At 36.0% G+C, this 19,866-nt stretch carries 11 protein-coding genes; 6 read left to right on the forward strand and 5 right to left on the reverse strand.

Annotated features, from left to right (window positions below; genetic code table 11):
- Window positions 1-99 precede the first annotated feature (99 nt).
- Both IPP32_02135 and IPP32_02140 read left to right on the forward strand, forming a co-directional pair.
- Window positions 100-1,290 (forward strand): thioredoxin family protein, encoded by a 1,191-nt coding sequence (locus IPP32_02135; protein ID MBL0046884.1) that lies wholly within the window; start codon window positions 100-102, stop codon window positions 1,288-1,290.
- A gap of 114 nt (window positions 1,291-1,404) precedes the next feature.
- Entirely contained in the window at window positions 1,405-2,394 is a 990-nt protein-coding gene (locus tag IPP32_02140) for a hypothetical protein (GenBank protein ID MBL0046885.1), read from the forward strand.
- Between the two features lie 11 nt (window positions 2,395-2,405).
- Here the strand turns inward: IPP32_02140 and IPP32_02145 are convergent, their stop codons facing one another.
- From IPP32_02145 to IPP32_02155, 3 genes are all read right to left on the reverse strand, one after another.
- Window positions 2,406-4,415, reverse strand: coding sequence for a recombinase family protein (locus IPP32_02145; protein MBL0046886.1), 2,010 nt, complete (start codon window positions 4,413-4,415; stop codon window positions 2,406-2,408).
- Window positions 4,387-4,605 (reverse strand): hypothetical protein, encoded by a 219-nt coding sequence (locus IPP32_02150; protein ID MBL0046887.1) that lies wholly within the window; start codon window positions 4,603-4,605, stop codon window positions 4,387-4,389. The genes IPP32_02145 and IPP32_02150 overlap by 29 nt, the downstream gene beginning before the upstream one ends.
- Before the next feature lie 101 nt (window positions 4,606-4,706).
- Window positions 4,707-5,618 (reverse strand): hypothetical protein, encoded by a 912-nt coding sequence (locus IPP32_02155; GenBank protein ID MBL0046888.1) that lies wholly within the window; start codon window positions 5,616-5,618, stop codon window positions 4,707-4,709.
- A gap of 94 nt (window positions 5,619-5,712) precedes the next feature.
- Between IPP32_02155 and IPP32_02160 the strand changes: the two genes are divergently transcribed.
- The 3 genes from IPP32_02160 (at window position 5,713) to IPP32_02170 (ending at window position 15,092) form a co-directional block, all read left to right on the forward strand.
- The gene (locus tag IPP32_02160) at window positions 5,713-6,819 is read left to right on the forward strand and encodes a hypothetical protein (protein ID MBL0046889.1); all 1,107 of its coding nucleotides are present in this window, start codon (window positions 5,713-5,715) and stop codon (window positions 6,817-6,819) included.
- Between the two features lie 298 nt (window positions 6,820-7,117).
- Complete coding sequence (locus IPP32_02165; protein MBL0046890.1) at window positions 7,118-8,740, forward strand: T9SS type A sorting domain-containing protein; 1,623 nt, start codon at window positions 7,118-7,120, stop codon at window positions 8,738-8,740.
- Between the two features lie 22 nt (window positions 8,741-8,762).
- Window positions 8,763-15,092 carry a hypothetical protein gene (locus tag IPP32_02170; GenBank protein MBL0046891.1) on the forward strand — a complete coding sequence of 2,110 codons (6,330 nt, stop codon included), beginning with the start codon at window positions 8,763-8,765 and terminating at the stop codon, window positions 15,090-15,092.
- A 24-nt stretch (window positions 15,093-15,116) separates the two neighbouring features.
- Here IPP32_02170 and IPP32_02175 read toward each other — a convergent pair whose 3' ends face one another.
- Together IPP32_02175 and IPP32_02180 are read right to left on the reverse strand one after the other, a co-directional pair.
- Window positions 15,117-15,347 carry a hypothetical protein gene (locus IPP32_02175; GenBank protein MBL0046892.1) on the reverse strand — a complete coding sequence of 77 codons (231 nt, stop codon included), beginning with the start codon at window positions 15,345-15,347 and terminating at the stop codon, window positions 15,117-15,119.
- A gap of 63 nt (window positions 15,348-15,410) precedes the next feature.
- Window positions 15,411-18,632 carry a hypothetical protein gene (locus tag IPP32_02180; GenBank protein ID MBL0046893.1) on the reverse strand — a complete coding sequence of 1,074 codons (3,222 nt, stop codon included), beginning with the start codon at window positions 18,630-18,632 and terminating at the stop codon, window positions 15,411-15,413.
- Between the two features lie 175 nt (window positions 18,633-18,807).
- On the opposite strand from IPP32_02180, the gene IPP32_02185 reads away from it, so the two are divergent.
- Entirely contained in the window at window positions 18,808-19,863 is a 1,056-nt protein-coding gene (locus IPP32_02185; protein ID MBL0046894.1) for a T9SS type A sorting domain-containing protein, read from the forward strand.
- The last annotated feature ends 3 nt before the right edge of the window (window positions 19,864-19,866 follow it).

Consider the following 19,866-nt stretch of genomic DNA (forward strand, 5'->3'; position numbering starts at 1 on the left):
TTAATAATTCCACTCGTTAATTTACATTGATTTTACGCTATTTTTTTCTTTGCAAATTCTTGCTAATTTTGGGTAATAATCAATTTACTGAAACAAAAAATGTACAACTTTAAAAGCGTCAAATTATTTGCTTCTTTTATATTATTGATAGGCATACTTAACTCAAAAGCAGGTGAGATTCCATTTCAAAAAGGCACACTGAAAGATGCATTGCAACTAGCTGCTACCGAGAAGAAAATGGTCTTTGTGGATGCTTATACCACCTGGTGTGGACCCTGCAAATGGATGGCAAAAAATGTTTTTACCGATGAAAAAGTAATCCAATTTTATGAAGCTAATTTTATTTGCTTAAAGCTGGACATGGAGAAAGGTGAGGGTATTGAATTTGCAAAAAAATATGACATTCACGCCTATCCTACCTTTGTTTTTCTAAATTCCGGGGGCACTAAAATACATCAAGCATGTGGTAGTAAAGAGGCCGCAGATTTTATTATTGATGGTAAAAATGCACTTAATCCTGAAACTCAACTTTATACACTTAAAAAAAACTTTGATTCGGGAGATAGAGATTTTAAAAAATTGAAAAGCTATGCGCAGCTGTTGATGGCGGCAAATATGGATGGGAAGGAAGTAATGAACGAGCTACTAAAAAATCCTGAAACAGAAAATTTATTAAGTGCAGATGGGTTTGATTTACTTGCAAATTTTAGTGAACTTCGAAACTCCAGCTTTTCTTTTTTAATACGAAATAGAGAAAAATTCAAAGGAATAATTGGCATTGAAAAATGGAATACGTTTATCTCCAGTTTGTTTGCTGAAGAAGCTAGAGCAGCTGCTAAAAAAAACACTCCTGAAAAACTACAAGAGGCAAGTTTATTCGCATCTAAGCATGAAATCGAAAATGCTGATGAATTAAGTTGGCTAATGAAATGGGAATATGCTCAAGTTACCAAAAAAGACCTTTTTGAAATAGCAGAACAATACATCCCAACTTACAAGTTGACTGATGCAAATGAACTAAATAATGCGGCATGGATTATTTTTGAAAATTATGATGAACCGGCTAAACTTGAGATAGCAGCTAAGTGGGCACAAGTATCAGTGGAATTAAAACAAGATTTTGCGAATACCGACACCTATGCGAATCTTCTTTTTAAGTTGGGTAGGCTTGAAGAGGCTAAAGAAGCAGCAATGAAATCAATTGATATCGGAAAAAAAGATGCGCAAGATATAGCAGGAACTGAAAAACTATTGAATGAAATTATTACAGCTGAAAAATCAAGAAATTAATACTATTTGTCGGACTATGATGCGCTATGCTATAAAATGCTAGATTTAACATTCATTGCCACCGAAAAAATGTTTTTCTCAAAAAGATAATTCCCTTTTTAAATACTTAAAAAAATGAACGATTTATTAAAGGACAATCCTTACATCCAATCTATTCTAAAATTGTCGGATGAAATTAATGACCGGTATGAATTTCATGCCAAGGCATCTCCCATATTGGTGAAGATGGGAAATGACACTGCTTTTTTGAAAGAAGTAATCAAAAGAAATTTTACGGATGAAGGCTATTTAACTCAAACCTGGACACTTTACAACATCCCTTATTTTTTCGTGTATGAAAACGAACATATCAATATTAAGATTCATATTTTTCCACGACATGAAACTAAAAAAGAAGGGATAGCGGCTCACTGCATTCATCATCATAATAATTACTTGCTTACCAGTAATGCCTTTTTTGGTTCAGGATATGAAAGCATGTTGTTTGACAAAAATCTTGAATTAAATGAAGGTAATTTGTCGGCCGAATTAAAAATCTCAAAACACTTTCATCAAAAAGATTGGAACCCCTCCCTTATCGACAGTTGGGAACCACATGTTGTATTTATTCCTCCTCTTCTTTCAGCGACACTCGTTTTATGGACCCCCGACAAAAAAAGGGCAACCGATAACCTTCGCACTAACCCTTTGTTAAAGGCTGTTAAAGGTCCATTGCGCTGGGCTATTCACAGTTTAGGTTTGACGAGCAAATTTGGAATTGCAGCAAAAAACACCTATCAGTTTTATCCTAAAAAAGACAACAGTGGTTTTACTGCGATTGAAGAAAATGAGTATTTCGCGCCTACACGTGCCGCAAAAGGCGATGAAGTAAATGAATATTGCATGCGCATGATTTTCGATTTTTTGCAACAGGCCAACTTAATTGAAAAGGAATTTTTAAAGGAAATGCTTCAAAGTGCCGGCACACCCAAATATTACAAAAAATGGATTGAGATGGTGCTAAGAGATGAAAAAGTGCCTGAAGTGTTTCATCGCGATGAAATTAATATCCCTCGAAGAAGCTACACGCGTGAAGATATTTTACAAGCCCAACCTGCTTCTTAAAGGTAGCTCTCTTAAATAATCCTTTGTTCAATTGCTTTTGCCACGGCTTCAGAGGCAGAGTGAACATGCAATTTTTCATAAATTTTTTTGGAATGAGAATTAACCGTATGCCAGGTAATTCCACATGCTTCGGCAATCATTTTATAGCTCATGCCTTTAGCAAGATGTGCTAAAATTTCTACTTCTCTATCTGTTAAATCAAATCGTTTTGTATTGTAAACTTGCGTTTGGAGTTGAAAAACTTCCAACACTTTTTTGGCAACTGCTGCACTCATAGGAGCACCGCCTTCAAAAGCATCCCGAATTCCATCAATTAGTTTGGAAGGGGGTGTTTTCTTTAAAAAATATCCTTGTGCACCCGCACGAATAGCCTCGAATATTTTCTCCTCTTCTTCAAAAACAGTTTGCATCAACACCATCACTTCCGGACAGTTTTTACGAATCAGTTTCAAGCCCTCAATACCATTTACTACCGGCATATCAATATCCATTAGCACCACTCTAAGGGAAAGGTTGTTAGAAAACAAACCTTTCCCTTTTTTATTGTCTTTAAAGTCCTTTATATTGCTGCAAAGCATGGCGACAACCCAATTCACTTTTGTGGTTCGATACTTTTGATTTTCAAAAGTCAGCTTTTCGGGAAATATCGAACCAATAATACTCTGTTTTTTGGAAGTATCTCCTGAAACGTAGTATTGATGGAGGTTTACAAGTATCTCTAAGCATTGTTGAACCTTTGCTGACTGATTTTCGCTTCCTACCCTTAGATTTGCTTCTTCTCTTGTTAAAGAATCAATCTTTTCTTCAATCTCCAATTTCATGTTCTTGTAATCGGTGGCAGAAAATTCACCATCTAACATCAACTCCTTTGCATTTTGTATTCTTACTTTCTGTTTCGCAATTTCTTTCGCTACTCTTACCAACTCAGCCTTGCCATCATTATTTTTTTTCTGCAATCTATCTTTTAAAACAGCTCCTTGTAACTTAATAGCAAGCTCATTCGATTTAAATTTAGAAAGTATGTTTTCAAATTCGTGATTAGCAATTTCAGCTACCTGCCTTTCTTTACAGCCCTTGGAACAATGGTAGTAGAAAAATTTATCTCCTTTGCGTCCGGTAGATGCGGAGCCTGTTAGCCTCTTTCCGCATTGTGGACATAAAAGAAAACCCCTCAATGGCAATTCATCTCTTTGTGTTCTAAACTTATTGGGGATATTCTTTTTTCGCCCAGCGAGGATATCCTGAACTATATAAAATGTTTGTTCATCAATTAAGGGCTTATGTTTTCCTTGCACCCATTCTTCCTTTTCATTTTCATAGGCAGGAACTAAAACCTTCCCAATATATCCCTTATTGCGAAGCATCATCCAAAAGGAATTTCGATTTGCTTTAAAACCTTCTTTATTTAGCTTTCCACGCAATTGTTCAATGTTATATAAACCTGTCGCAAATTCGGCAAAGGCTTTCTTTACCAATACTTCTTTTTGACCACCTTCAGGAATAATTATAGGTTTATTGTTTTCGTCCCTTGCGTTCTTATAACCCTTAATACATTTACCTAGCCAGCGACCTTCTTTTTTACCTCTTCTAATGCCATGAAACACATTTAGAGCCCTACGATCATTATCTACTTCTGGAGCAGCAAGGTATATTGAGAGCATAATTTTACTTTCAGGGATTTTAAAATCAAGTGGCTGTTCAATAGCCCTAGGCTCAACACCAAGTTTTCTTAATTCCTTAATTTCAATAAAAGCTTCAGCAACATTGCGAGAGAACCTGTCCCATTTCAAAAAATAAATATAATCCACAAAACCCTTATTCATTTTAATGAACTTCATAATCTTAATCCACTCAGGGCGGTTAAATGTTTTCGCACTTTCATCGTCATGATAAAAGCCTACAACATCTAGGTCATTGTTTTCGCAAAACCTATAGAGTTTATCTTTCTGGTCAGCCGGACTGTAACCATTATTTTGCTCATCGGTCGATACCCTAGTGTAAATTATTACCCTTTTTTTCATAAGTTTCTGTATTTATGATTTTACTTAGAACTTCATTTTCCCTTTGTTCAACTATTTCAATTGCAGTATCAGCTGTATGGTAAAGCCAATCTCGAACAGCTGCTAACTCCTCATCTGTAAGTTCTATTTCGTATTCTTCAATTATTTTTCTGCATTCATTTAATGAGAGCATGTTAAGTAATACATGCATTTACTTTTGATTAATTCAATAAGTTAGCTTTACTATTATTTGTCCGGCACTGGCGGAACTTTTAACCCTTCTTTTTTTAAGTGCACTAGCAGGGATTGTTTTCACAGTTTTGTTTTTACAGTTTTAGTGGCGTAAGTAATGGTTCCTTCCTGTGTAACCAATTCAATCTTTTCATAAGATCTCTTAGCAAGAATTTCAGATATTCTAGCTGTATTAGGAATTTTAATCTTGCGTGTTTCATCAATCCTAATAGGTTCGTTGTTCCTTAGATGAATAGTAATAGACTCAAAATCTCCCTTTCTAATATGCTTTAGAATTTCCATCTCTTTTGGACTTAATAGCATATACTTTGCTACATATTCTAATTTGCTTTTATCCTCAATGAAATTCATAATTAAATTCATAAGTGGAATTCGCAAGTGAGAAGTGTTTTTTAGATAAGTAATTACTTGCTCCGAATTTTTGGAGGCATCCTCATAAACATACAATGCACCTCCCTCATTAAAAAAGACCCAATCAATATTTTCTTTTTTTCCTAGAAGAATCAATATAGTATTATCAAGGAGAGAACGCTTAACGGTTTTGTATTTTTGCCAAGAGCTAGGACTATTAAGAAATGCACTAACCGGAATATCCTTATTTGATGATGCTTTTATCATCCCCCTTAAATACTCAATTAGGGCTTCGTCTGTATGTAACTTTAAAGATTCAGCAAGCGATTCTTTTTTTAGTAAAATCTCCTTAGCCTTTTTAATATATTCTATTGGATAGCCAAATTCTCTTAATTCAACAATGATTTTTAGCCAGATGTATTCTGTAAAATTGAGTTTGTGATTCTCATCCACCGCTCTGTTTTCTTCGCGCAGAATCCCCATTAAAGACCAATACTTGAGAACTCTTGAGCTAATACCCAAGTCTTTTAAAGTAAAGGCTTTTGTGAAAATCTCCTTGTTCAAATCGTAAAGATTGTTGGAGAGTTTTATATCATTGACATTGAATTTTGATTCATTCATTTCTGACTGTATTAGAGTAATAAACTAAATGCAAATTTATGACATAATTGTAATATGTTTATATTTGTTTGAAATTAATTAATAAAATTTTAAAATGGATATAAAAGAATTAAGCTTCAAACTGCGCTTGGAAGGTAAAAGTTTTAAGCAAATAGCAACCCAACTTGGCATTGGAAAAACCACAGTTTATAACCATGTTAAGGAGATGATGCTGAAAAAGGGCATGAGTTTCTCTGACCCCGTTCCGAACGGTTCCGAACTGGGTTCCGCAGGGCGTTCGGAACGAAATCCGAACGCGCCAATTGAAGGCCAAAGCATGAGTGAACCCCAGCAAAAGAAGCAGGAAATAGAACAGGTGATTAAGCCCAAAGCAAGTAAAGTATTTACCGGAGATGAATTGGTAAAAAAGAAATTTCAATGCCTTGAATTTGAGGGTAAATTCCTTGACCTTATCGGCAAGCCTGAAAAGTTCTTTTCTGCGGTAATTTGGGGATTACCCAAAGGAGGAAAAAGCAATTTAGCAATTCGTTTGGCTGATTACTTAGAAGAATATTTTGGCAGAGTCTTATACATTGCTGCGGAAGAAGGGGAGAGTGTAACCCTTCAACAAAAAATAAAAGATATTGGTGGAAGTAAAATGAAAATTCTTGAAACAAGAGATAAGGATGAAATTAAAAGCTTTCTATCGAAGAGTACATTTGATTTTGTATTTATTGATAGTATTAATGTTGCCGGAATTGAGAGCGAGTTTTTAGAGCAATTAAAAAATGAAAACCCTAGGAAATCTTTTGTGGCCATAACACAAGCAACAAAATCGGGTAATTTTAAGGGCGACCAGTCTTTAACGCACAACTGCGATTTCATAATAAAGGTGGTGGATGGCATTGCGTATCAAGAAGGTCGATTTAGCCCGGCATCTGAAGTCAATATTTTTGAAAAACCGCTTTATGAGAAGAATAAGAAAATAATGGAGGAATTCAGGGATATAGATCGATTTAGAAAAAAGGAGGTTCCAAAGCAAATTCGATTGAAACCGTATTCAGAAGCTTTTCCAGAAAAAGAACAACCAGATTTTTCAAAAATTAATAGAATCATTGAAAATAAATCCAATAAAGAATTTAATTATAAAGGCCTTTTAATAGGGACAGGAATATTTGTTGCAGGCACTTTGATTTATCAGGTTTTTAAATCAAATGAATAATTCAAATATTCCGGTATCCAAAGTTGAACCAATCGGAATTTTTATTATTGAATTGGGCAAAAGATTTTGAACCTGTTTTGCAAAGTGGACGAATAAGTTGGAAGGATTGTATGCTTGATTAAATTCACAATTAATTGCGATTTAATATTGCAAATTAAAAATAAATGACTTAATTCGTACTACGAACTTTGAAATATTAGCGATAAATTTTTTTTTGCATATCTTTTTTTATTATGTCTTTGTTTAACTAATTAACTCGCTTTTGAAATTTATCTTATCAATTTTAATTTGTAGTAAAATGGTAAAATCTTCTTTTGATGTTATTATAAAAAAGAGTTTTTTGTTTTTGTTTTTGTTTTTATATGTCACTTGCAGATTGATTGCTCAGCCAACTCTAAGTTTGGATTGGGAATATAAAGAAGCTATTGGTCGAAGCGCTTTTATTAAAAGAGACTACCAAGGCGACATTATAACTATTGGTACTGGAGGCAACAATATATTTGGAAACTATGTTAATCTTCTAATTGTAAAACATGACTCTGCTGGTAACCTATTGTGGGAACGTTCATTTGAAGACACGATTGGCGGATTAATGCTTCCATACGACTTTAAATTAGATAGTTTAAATAATATATATGTATGCGGAAGAGCTCATAATAATTCCCAATTTAAAGAGGGCTTTTTGGTTAAGTATGATGCTAATGGCAATTTTAAATGGAATGGCTACTATGGAGCTGCTCAAAATATGGCTGGTGAATTTAATAAGATGACAATCTTTAACAATCGGAGCATTTATGTAGCAGGAAAAATGGATTCATTAAGTGGATTAGGTAACCGTATGGCTTTTTTAAATAGATATGATGCGAATGGAAATTTAATTTGGGCTAAAGCCGATAGTCTAGCTTACAACCAAGAAGGTAAAATGGCCGAAGTAGATAAGTACGGAAACCCCTACCTGATTGGCTACACAAGTTGTTGCGCGCCAGGGGGTAAAATGTTTGTTGAAAAATTTGACTCTATTGGTAACAAAATTTGGAGGACTGTGGTAATTGATACGACATATCAATTTGGTTATCCCATTTGTTCTACGATTGATGATTCTTCAAATGTCTATATAGGGGGAGACGTTCAAGGTCTGAATGTTACAAGTGGTTTTGATAGTGGAGTTTTGAAAATTGATAGTAACGGGAATATACTTTGGTTCTCAAAGTTTATTTCGAGTCCGAGTAATCAAGTCTGGGAAACCCCTTTGGGTATTATTGTTGATAATAACCTTAATTGTTATGTTTATGGTAATGCATATGGCGCATTTATAGTTAAATATGACAAGAAAGGTATTCAAAAGTGGAATAAACTAGGTAATGGCGCAAATGGGAATAATTATTTTGTTTTAATTAAGGCTTTTTCAATAAGTCAAACAGAATTAATTATTGGGGGTTATGGCAATTCACAAGCATTCCCCAACAATTTTATAACTATATCTTTAGATACTGCTGGCAATAATAACTGGTCAGCATATTTCCCGTATCAAAATAATAGTAATACTTCCGGCTTTATTGCTTATGACTCTGCTTTTTACTTCGCAGGAGGAATTTCAGATACAAATTTTGTTTTAGAGGATTCATTATTTGTCAAAAAATTTAATTTTTCTTTCGCAAACAGAATCATTGATTATACAAAGGCACAAAGTTTATTAATTTTTCCAAATCCATTTACTTCTGCTGTTACATTAGATTGGCAAGATTTATCACTTTCGAATGTCAAGATTATCATACGAAACTCTCTGGGTGAAATTTCAATATTTGAAAAAACTACAAAACCCTCGATATTTAACTTAGAACATTTATCTAAAGGAGTCTATTTTGTTGAATTGTACTCAAATGATAGGTTAATACTAGAATCTAAAATGGTGAAATATTGATAAACTTAAGAATTTTAAACTCATGAAAATAATACTACAAATAGCTTTGTCATGCTCAATACTTGTAAGTTTTACAACAAAGGCTCAAATTCCAGGAGAACAAAGAGGTCTTTATGTAAATCGTTTTATAACACTTGTTACTTCTGGGGCAAATGCAGATGAAATTGACATTTCAAATAGTATTTTAACTAATAGTACTGAGGAAAATAAATTGTTGACCTATTGCATGCAAAATCATATAACATACATTTCCCTCTATGGGCTAAGAAATATATTTTTAGGAAATCCTCAGCAGATTAATGATAAAATTCTAGCTTTAAGAGAGTTTATTTGTACTGCGAAAAGTGAATATTGTATAAAATATGTGGGAAGTTCTGGAGGTTTTAGTAAATTGGATGACCCTAACAATCCTTTAAGCATTGGGAATTCATTACGAGCTTCTAATCCTTTTTATTTTGATACAACTGCTTATGGAACTAGCCTTTACGATGATTTGAAATTCGTTGAAGACAGCAATATTCAGAGTGATGACCCACGTTATGAAGTGGCAGAGAACTGCAAATTAGCCTTAAGGTTAGTTAATATGAATAACCCACTTTACTATAGCTTTACTAGCAAAGCACCATGTGAGAATATTGACGTCTTGACGACTGAATGGGAATTTTGGAACGGAGCATTATTTGATGACCAAGTCCGTTCGCCAAGAGACAATGACGACTACAACGATTTAATTACTTTAATGGATAAGATTCGTGATAATCATAATTATGATTATTATGTAGAAACTTATATCGGATCCTTAGAAGCTACAAACCCTCAAGATATAGCAATTGGTATCAATACAAATCCTTGTAAGATAGCAGAATTTATTGATGATGACTATACGGTTGGAGGTGTAACAAAAAGGAATGTGGATAGAATATTAGCTGATTACTATAATCGTACTTCAAATACTGTTTATGATGGATTTAGAAGAACAGATAAATATGTTGACCGTTTTCTACGATTCTCTGAATCAATTGATGGTTCCAACCCGGCCCCAACATCTACACCTACAGCGAATTCCTGTTTGGGACCATTAAATACAGTTCTCCAAACCGACTATCATCCGATTTTTGCTGCGAATAGCACAAGACTAGGAGCTGCACCTGCTTCTAATTTTTTAGGTGATTATCTGCAATCTTCAAGTGCTGTTAATATCTTTACAGTGGAGCGAGATTTTTATGATGATTTCTTGGGAGACGTTTCTGTTCATAATGTTCACGGACAACCTGAAAGTAATCTAGTGAAACCAGGAGCCTGTCAATGGTATGCACAGAATTATATGGTTGAACCTTTAGATCATCCAATTACTTTTTTAGGATATGCTTCTGCATGCCCTACAAATGGCGTTACTGATTTCAGCCTTGTTTATCAAGGCCCAATAGAAGATGGAAACTCCTACAGTTATGTTGTTTTAAACTCACTTAATCAACCAATGACAGCCTCAACATCCTTTGCCGCTTCTAGTGGCCCAGTGCCATCATACACATTAGTCGGGAGTGGTCTTCAACCGGTTCATTACAATTTAATAAACGGAGCCTATAAAGTCTCTTTGACAATTACTTATTCAACAGGTTGCTTCTATACCTATGAGCAAGATTTTGTTATTGATAATAAATTTAACATACAGGCATTAAATGCAGGAAACCCGTTAAATCCATCCCCTGTAACCTGCGGGAATAGACCAATATTTTTGCAGGCTAACTTGAATCTAACCGGTGCAAGCTATCAGTGGTATATGAACGGGGCAGCAATTACAAATGCAACGTCATATAATTATACTGCTACAGTAAGCGGAGTTTATTATTGCGTGATGGCAGGCAGTTGCTCCGGAACAAGTAATTCAATTACAGTAGATATAAAGCAAGAACCTTACAGGTATATAGTTGCGAACTGTACACCAACAACTACCTGCTCACCAGCTGGACAGGAAGTAACATTATCTGTGATTCCTCTAATTAGTGGTGATAGCTGGTCATGGTCAAATAGCGCATTAACAAACAATACAACTGTTTGCCCTGGAACATACTCCGTAACAATTAATAATAGTGTATCAGGTTGTAGTCAAACATTGTCTAAGACAGTTACAACAGCAATGGGAGCCTATTCAGGCGTTACACCTACTATTAATTCAACATCAGCGGCATGTGCAGGGGATGGTGTGCTTTTAAATGTAGCTCCTTCAAATGTTTTAAATAATGCTAATTATGTTTGGAGTACAGGCCAAACAACACCTTCTATAACTGTTTTTAGTCCTGGAACTTATTCCTTGATTACTATTGGAAATAATGGATGTGAAAGGGAAGTTAGTGAAACCGTTAATTACCTAAGTCCTAATACTTTTAGCATTACAAGTTCAGATCCTCTTGCTAATTGCATTCCCGGTTCTACTGTACATTTGGAAGCACCACAAACTGGCTTTCAGAATTACCAGTGGTTTGCCAACGGAACAGCGGTAAGTGGAGTTACTTCGTATAATTATTCACCAAGTCCTACCGCAACAACGGTTTATTCTGTTACTGCAACAGGAACGAGTACAGCCAGTGGTTGTGATTATTCAGCTACAGCTACAGTTATTGTTGCAACAGAGTGCTTAACTATAAAGCAAGCCGCAGTACCAACTGTTACCTACGCAGGTTACCCTGTAAAATTTACAGTTGAGGTTTGTAATAATTCGGGAACTGGGCAAACAGTTACCATTACGGATGTTTTACCAAGTAATTTTCAAGTAGTAAACAATCCCCTTGCCTCACCTTTAACAGTAACTATACCTGCCGGTCCCTCGTGCAAAACTTATGTTATAGACGGTTATTTTACACAAGTAAATAATTTTTGTACACCATCAGCGCCAGCAAGCCATACCAATCAGGTTTCAATGACAGATGGCACTAGCACTTATACTACCGGCGATGAATGCGTGCGTGTTTTAGCTACTTGCCCCTTAATAACCTACGCTAATGGAGATTGCGCTGAAGAGAGCATTGTTGATGTTTGCTTGGGTGTACATAAAACCATATCGAATGTTCAATTCATAGATCTTTCGTTGGTGTATCCGGCCTTTTTAGAACCCCCGTTAGCAGGGGCTCTTACGTCAACTAACTTTTCATTGAGTGCTGGTACCATTGATACAGGATCTACTATTGGCACACCCATGACTAGTACTTCTATTGGGGGAGTAAGTTATATGGAAGTTCCAATACGGGTTGCATTTTCTCCTGGGGTAACTACCACTTACCCAAATGGACCCAATGAATTCTTTTGTTTGAAATTTAAGAATAATGGAGCCCCCGGTGGAATGAACCAGTTTCAACTTTTTGACTCAGACTATAACACGGCTATTACTACGACTGGAGACACATTTCAGTTTTACACACAGGCTTCATCAGTTTACCTGCACAATTGCACTGATATTCCCAGTACATTTGATGCATCGTTTAGGATAACGAGAACAGGTTGTTCAAAACCCGGTGAAATTACTGTTACCGCTGATGAAGACTCAGCCAATGTAATCCATACATGGGATTTTGGAGATGTGAGAAGAACACCCCAAAGAGGCAGTCCTGTTTCTTTTACCTGGGATTATTTTGCCGACTATACGGATAATACTAGTGCCACTCAAAGCCGAGCGAACGGCAATTATACTTTTACGATTACGCACACAATAACAAGAGGAAATACTTCTTATATAGATACTCAAATAGTTGCAATTACAGGTAAATTGGATGGTAGTGTAACTCCAACGGATAATGTTTGCTTGAGTCCAAACTTTGGAACTGCAACAGTAAGCCCAATTTATGGTACTGCTCCTTATACTTATTCGTGGAGCACAGGTGCAAATACAGCAACTGTAAATGGTCTTACAGCAGGCAATCATACTGTTACAATAACTGATGACAGCCTTTGTACTAAAGTGATTAACATAACGGTAGCAACACCTGATTCAAGTTCGGGGCCAAGCTGTGTTACTGTTACACCCGTAAATACAAGCTGTATCACAGCTACAAAACTCACTTGGACAACGGCAAGCAGCTGTTTGAAAGGATATGACCTTACTGTTTGGAGCGGGAGCGGTACACCTAACTATCTTGTTTACCATGAGGATGTTGGTACTGATACGGCTTATTCGTTGCTTCCTTTACTGCCTGCAACAACTTATTATTACAAAGTAGTTCCGTATGATTTTAGAGATTCATTAACACTTGGCTGCTCCACAGGATCCTTTGCATCGGGGGCTTCACAAGCAGTTTCACCAAGCCTTAGTACCACAATTACGCTTGGTGCAGAAAGTGCGACCGCTCCTACCATTCCTTGCGGTATGCTTATTGAAAATTATGATGGTTTAGGCACAAGCAGTTGGTACACCAGCACCACCGCACCACGAACCGGAAGTAATCACATGCGTATTGATAAAAATGCAGATAATACAACAGCCCTTAATGATTGGTTTTTTTCACCACCCATTAATGTAACCGCTGGTCACGTATACCGGGTGAGTTGGTACGATAGAATTGCTAGTGGCAGTGCTGCCGAAACTTATCAAGTCTATTTAGGACCAAGCCCTGATGCTTCAACGTTGACAGGTAGTTATGTTCTCTTTAATGGATCGAGCAGTAGTACAAGCTATCATAAAGATTCTGCCAATGATTATTTGGCAACTGCTACTGGTCAAATATATTTCGGATTTCAGGCAACCAGTGCTGCCAATCAAGGAAGCCTTTATATTGATGACATTCAAATAAAAGAAATACAAGTGACACGGGTGGATACCACTTATTGCAATACTACCTTGAGCTCATCCAATTTGATTTATGCTTACACAGTTTCAGGTGTCAGTAATTTCAAGTATAGGTTTGTCGGTACTGGCACGCAGGCAGGTTATGATTTTGAGCATTCTACCTTTAACTCAAACACTAGCTTTTCTCCTATTACCCAAGCTCCCGGTGTGATTTATGGACATACTTATAATGTTTCTGTTTCTTATAAAAAGAATAATATCTGGAGTCCTTATGGTGCTTCTTGTCCAATAACGCTTTCTGCTTTTCCACAAAACAAATTAGTTGATAATCCTTCAACACCTGGTCAATGCGATTATATTGTAACTGACCAGCATGAATTAATTAATGTTTCGACCATTGCCGGAGCTAACAAGTATCAATATAAAATTGTAGAAACCGACACTACCAATGCTTATGTATACGATACTACCAGTACTACCTTTAATTCAGTTGGTGAATTGCGCCTAGATATGGCAGCAATAACACCTAAGGTAAGGTATGGGTATTACTACAACGTTAAAGTTCGCGCGCTTGTAGGTAATACGAATGCAACTTACGGCAGCCGACCAGGCGAATGGGGTAGCTTTGGCCCTACTTGCGTTGTGCATGTTTCAGGCCTTCCAACAACTTCGTTAACCTCAACTTATTGTAATACCAATCAAACAACCTTGAACGATATTTTTTATGTTACGCCAATCAGTTCAGCATCGTATTATCGGTATCACATTACGGCCAGCGGATATGATAATACAATAGAGACCTCTAATTCAAATAACTTTTTCAGATTTACTACAATTAATCCTTCGATTTCTCCCGGTGGTGTAAAATACGGTACAACCTATTCAATTGAAGCCGCTGCTTCTGTTGGGGGTGCATGGTTGCCTTATGGAAGTACCTGTACATTAACAACACCTACTGCTCCATTCACCAAATTGCAAACATCCCAATGTAATACTTCCATCAGTTCAGGATCAACATTTATTTATTGGGATGCTATTTATGGTGCTTCAAATTATCAGTATAAAGTTTCTGGAACATACAGTAATGGCTATCGCACACGTGAGATATACCGAAATAGTTCAAACAATTTCTTTATTCTTTCATGGGCAAATCAATCCGGTAGTACAATTTTGGCAAACCAAACTTACTATGTTCAGGTTAAATACTTTGCAGGGCAATGGGAAGCCTATGGGGATTCATGCAGTATCACAACCAATTCAAACTACTCAAGATACATTGATTCATTGGAATCTGAAAATCCACTGCTTTCAACATTATCGATGAACGTTTACCCCAATCCTAATCCCTACCAAAATGAGTTTTCTGTAGAACTAAATGGAATTAAAGAGAAAAATCAAAAGGTAGATTTGTATATTTTTAATTCGGAAGGAGCGAGCGTTTATAGAGCAGCAATTATCGCCAGAGAAGAAAACAGCTTTATTATTAAACCACAAGTAGACCTAGCACCGGGCGTTTATATTATACTAAGTGATGTAAATGGTGTGCGGCTTCAGAAGAAGTTTGTGGTGGAGTGATTTTAAGCTGTATTAATAATTTGCTCAATCTTTAATTATAGAAGAAGATTTTAAACCTAATAGGATATCAATATCACGGTGGTTCGACATTCGGTCGGTAGACTCCACATCCGGCTTTAACGTTTCAACTTGTGCAACTACGTTTTTGCAATTTTCGTAAGCCCCTACACATGTAACATCGGTACTTTGGCTTATGAGCAACTGAAGGCCCTCCCGTCTTCCGCTGTTGTCGTCGTATACTAATACTTTTATCATATTACAAATTTAAGTGATAAATAGCTTAACAAATATGCCTAATATTAGGCATATAAGCACTTCCTATAAATTAAAAATTAGTTCTAAACGGGTTCCGGATCCGGGGTTCGATACAATTGCAATTTCGCCTTTAAGCACTGCTGCGCGCTTTTTCATATTCACTAATCCGTTTCCTTCCTCCAAATGCGCTTCAACAAATCCCCTTCCATCGTCTTTAATAATCAATTTTACTCGATTGTTTTCCAAAAATAAGTCAATCCAAACATTGCTGCAGTCCGCATACTTAACAATATTGTTGAGTGCCTCTTTGTAAATCAAGTAAAAATTTTTCCGCTCGTTCATTCCCAATTTTAACTCATTAAGCGCGTCATCAAAATTAAGTGTTAATCGAATATTTTTTGCTTCTAAAAGTTCTACTGCTAAGGTACGCATTCGTACAATGATATTCTCAAATCGGTCGTTTCGAGTGTTAACCATCCACACAATATCGTTCATAGCTTCTTGCGAGGTTTGCGTGTATTCACTAATTTTTTGCAGCAAGGGAAAAAGGCTTAATTCCTGCCCATTTTTATTGTCCTTAGCAACTTGCGTAAACAGCGAAATACTACTTAAATTGGACCCAATTTCATCGTGTAAGTCGCGTGCAATATTATTTCGTATAGTTTGCAATTCAATGGCTTGTTGAAGCCTGTATCGGTATATAAAATATACTAACCCACTCACCAGGAATAATAAAACAGCATAAAACATCCAGGTGTTATACCATGGTGTGGCAATGCTAAATGTAACAGATGCATCATTTTCATTCCAAATACCAAAACTGTTTGAGGCCTTCACGCGGAAAGTATATTTTCCGGGTGCCAAATTTTGGTAATTGGTAAACCTTCTATCGGAACAGTAAATCCAATCCTTGTCTAAGCCTTCGAGTTTGTATGCATAATTATTCTCTGAGTTTCTGAAAAAATTCAAAGCGGCAAATTCAAATGAAATATAGTTTTGATTGTGTTTAAATTTAATTTCATGATCCATGAAATTAACATCCTCATCTAACACTTTAAACTCGGTGATTACCACTTTGGGCGGTGTAGCATTTAGTTTGATGGAGTCAGGATTAAAAATATTAAATCCATTAATTCCACCAAATACAATATTTCCACCGGTAGTTTTATATGTAGCATTGGTATTGAATTCGTAGTTTTGGATACCATCCTTTAACAGGAAATTACGGCATCTGTTTTTTAGTTTGTCAAAAGCACATAAGCCCTTATTTGTTCCTAACCATAAGATACCCGAATTATCCTGTACTATGGAATAAACGGAGTTGTCGGGCAAGCCGTCTTCAACCATAAAACGGCTAAAGCTTTTATTTTTTTCATCAAAATAATTAATTCCACCTCCATTGGTTGCAATCCAAACTTTGTTCTCGTTATCAACAAAAATAGCCCTCACATCATTTGCGGAAATACTGCTTTTATTTCCATTTTTATTTACATATCGCTTAAAATTGCGGTGGCTTATGTCACAAGCATAGAGGCCATTTTGAGTGCCCAAAAGCATCAATCCGTCTTTCGTTTCGTTTATAGCAAAGCAAATGGTAAAAGACAATGAATCCGGCGAGTTTTGTGCAGCTTTGATTTTTTCAAATTGAATCAGTTTAAGAGAATCAAAACTCACATGGTTTAGATTTGCGGTATAAACAATATTGTTATCAGTACCCACCCACAGCATATTTTGTGTATCGATAAACATACTTCGCAAGGAATTATATTCGGGTTTTTTAGGGTCAGGATTGGGCAATAAGTTGTGCATTTTTTTTCCATCTTTCGAAATCACAACTATTCCATCTCTTCCCCATACAGCAATCCATAAGTTTCCCGCTTTATCCTTCAAAACCTTACTGATTGCCCTTTTTCTTAAGAGTGGTTCAGATTGACCAGGACCGTAAAATTCACTAAATTTTTTGGCATGAATATCAAACTTTTTTAATCCTGCTAAACCTCCCAATAGCAAGGTGTTTTTGTCCAATTCGGTGATGGTTCGAATATTGTTTTCTAAGGTAATATTTTCCTTATCCGTTGCCGCTGTGGGTCGGTAGGTTGGGAATACAGGATTAAGAAATTCATATTTAATTAATCCAACCCCTTGAGAAATCAACCACACCAAGTTGTCGTCATTTAAAATTAAACTGATATTGTTAGAAGGTAAACTGTTTCGATCTTCAGGATTGTTGCAAAACTGCTGAATCGTACCGTGCTCAATATCAATTTTAAAAAAACCTTGAGAAAGCGTACATACCCAAATAAGATTATCTGTAATCTTTGAAAATCCTGAAATTTGCGTACTCATTAAACCTTTTGAATGGGCTGATAAATCAATCCATTTCTCTTCTCCGGTATGAGTATCAATCACTTTTAATTTGTTCCTCCGTAAGGAAAATATGAGGTATTTATTCGTATAAAAACTTCCATCAACCGGATTTTCAGGGTCTATAACTAATTGACTTTGCGAAAACTGAACAAATGCATTTCTTGATTTATCATATTGAAACAAACCCACGGCAGAATAAAAAAAAGGAATTCCATCCCGGGTAAATAAATAGTAAATAGAACTTTCAAAGGATTTTTTGTTTGGGAAACTATAAAAACAGGGCACTTCTGAAAAACGTTGATTCGCTGTATTAAAACACAAAATTCTTTTTCCGTCAGAAACCCATACATTGTTATCGCTTAACATGGCCAGGTGTGATGCCCTGGTTCGAAAATTTTCAGGAAATTTAATTTCTGCAGATAATCGGTAAAGCGAATCAAGGAACAATATTCCATTTCTTCGCACAATCCAAAAACTATTTGTACCACCCAACACACAACAAATATTATCTGCATTTGTATAAGATAAAACTCTTCTGAAACCATTCTTAGCTGGTAAGTACAAGCAAATCCCATTTGCCGTTTGAAAAAGCAAATCCCCACGCGTATTTGTAACCATTGCTCGCACATCAATGGAGGATATACTAGTTGAGTCGGAAGAATTGTAATCGAACTTTTTAAATGAATACCCATCAAAACGGCTCAATCCATTTTCTGCCATCAACCATAAAAAACCTTCTTTGTCTTTACTCATGCCTCTTATGGTTCCCGAAACGAGCCCATTTTCCTGGGTGTAGGTTGTATACTGGAAATTACCTTGAGCAAATAATGCAACTGGAAAGCTTAAACAAATAAGGCAGAATAAACGCCATTTACATTGTATAAGTGAAAAAAAAAGAAATGGGATATGCGATTTCATTTAATACAATTGGTAATTTGTGTTTGTAGTATTCTATTTGAAAAGCCCCTAAAATTAGGTATTTCAATTGGAATAAAATCTCGCGTATTTTGTCAAAAATAGTAAAATAAGCATTCTTGTAAAACACATTAAACCATTCAAATTTCTACCCTTCACTAAAATCCGCACAATTTCAATGAAAAAACAAATACCGAAACTCCCATTTTTACTTCTCTTCCTGCTAGGTTCATTTGCTCCTATTCAAAATGCAAAAAGCCAATGCACCTGGCATACACAATTTTTTGATGGATTTGAATATACAACACCTTGTCCGGATATTTTAACCGGACTTGTTTACACCACCGTTCCACAAGCTTATTCGGTGCACAGCGGAGCGAAGTCCTTGTATTTAAACTTTGTAAATTGTACCACTGCAACCGGAGCCGGGGCTTGTGTTGGAGATACTGTTTACCGTCGAACAATTTCCGTTTGCCCGAATGTTCCTATGCGTATTTCTTCCTGGTATACTACAACCTTTTCGGGAGGACAATGCAACATGCACATTACCATTACGGATGGCAACAATGTTGTTTTAAAAAACACTCCAAGCTTGCTTGCTCCATTTAGTCCCCAATGGGTACAATATCAATCGGGACAATTTACACCCACTACTAATACCATAAAACTAATAATGCTCACCAATGTTGCCGGCGGAAATGGAAATGATTTGTCGATGGATGATATTCTTGTGGAACAATGTAATCACCTTAATGTTGGTAGCGATACAACCGTATGTAATACCCAGGTTATCACTTTGAGTCCGGGGGCCTTTAATTCTTATCTTTGGAATACCGGTTCAACCGGTGCGAGCATTCAAGCATCTACGAGTATCAGTGGAAATTCAGTGAAATATTATTATGTGGATGTAGTAGATACCAATGGTTGCACTTACCGTGATTCAATAAAAATCAATTTTACTGTCTGCAGTTTTATTCCTGATATAGGCAAAAAAACACTTCAAGTATTCCCCAATCCGGCGAATGGACAACTTAACATCGTTTCGAATTTTATTTCCGAAAACACTTATTTAATTATTAGTGATGTTTCAGGAAGGGAACTACAGAAAATTAAAATTGATCAAATTTCTCAAACTATTAAACTTCACGAATGGAGCAATGGCACTTATTTATATCGACTAATACGTGAAGGTGAATTGATGGATGCCGGAAAAATTATTAATAACCGAAATTAATTT

The sequence above is a fragment of the Bacteroidota bacterium genome (assembly GCA_016721765.1).
Classification (GTDB): Bacteria; Bacteroidota; Bacteroidia; order UBA4408; family UBA4408; genus UBA4408.

Bases quoted from the DNA above. Each gene is read 5' to 3' on its own strand.
- IPP32_02185 (MBL0046894.1), top strand. From the start codon at position 18,808: ATGAAAAAACAAATACCGAAACTCCCATTTTTACTTCTCTTCCTGCTA.
- IPP32_02165 (MBL0046890.1), top strand. From the start codon at position 7,118: ATGGTAAAATCTTCTTTTGATGTTATTATAAAAAAGAGTTTTTTGTTT.
- IPP32_02155 (MBL0046888.1), bottom strand. From the start codon at position 5,618: ATGAATGAATCAAAATTCAATGTCAATGATATAAAACTCTCCAACAAT.
- IPP32_02140 (MBL0046885.1), top strand. From the start codon at position 1,405: ATGAACGATTTATTAAAGGACAATCCTTACATCCAATCTATTCTAAAA.
- IPP32_02180 (MBL0046893.1), bottom strand. From the start codon at position 18,632: ATGAAATCGCATATCCCATTTCTTTTTTTTTCACTTATACAATGTAAA.
- IPP32_02135 (MBL0046884.1), top strand. From the start codon at position 100: ATGTACAACTTTAAAAGCGTCAAATTATTTGCTTCTTTTATATTATTG.
- IPP32_02150 (MBL0046887.1), bottom strand. From the start codon at position 4,605: ATGCATGTATTACTTAACATGCTCTCATTAAATGAATGCAGAAAAATA.
- IPP32_02170 (MBL0046891.1), top strand. From the start codon at position 8,763: ATGAAAATAATACTACAAATAGCTTTGTCATGCTCAATACTTGTAAGT.
- IPP32_02160 (MBL0046889.1), top strand. From the start codon at position 5,713: ATGGATATAAAAGAATTAAGCTTCAAACTGCGCTTGGAAGGTAAAAGT.
- IPP32_02175 (MBL0046892.1), bottom strand. From the start codon at position 15,347: ATGATAAAAGTATTAGTATACGACGACAACAGCGGAAGACGGGAGGGC.
- IPP32_02145 (MBL0046886.1), bottom strand. From the start codon at position 4,415: ATGAAAAAAAGGGTAATAATTTACACTAGGGTATCGACCGATGAGCAA.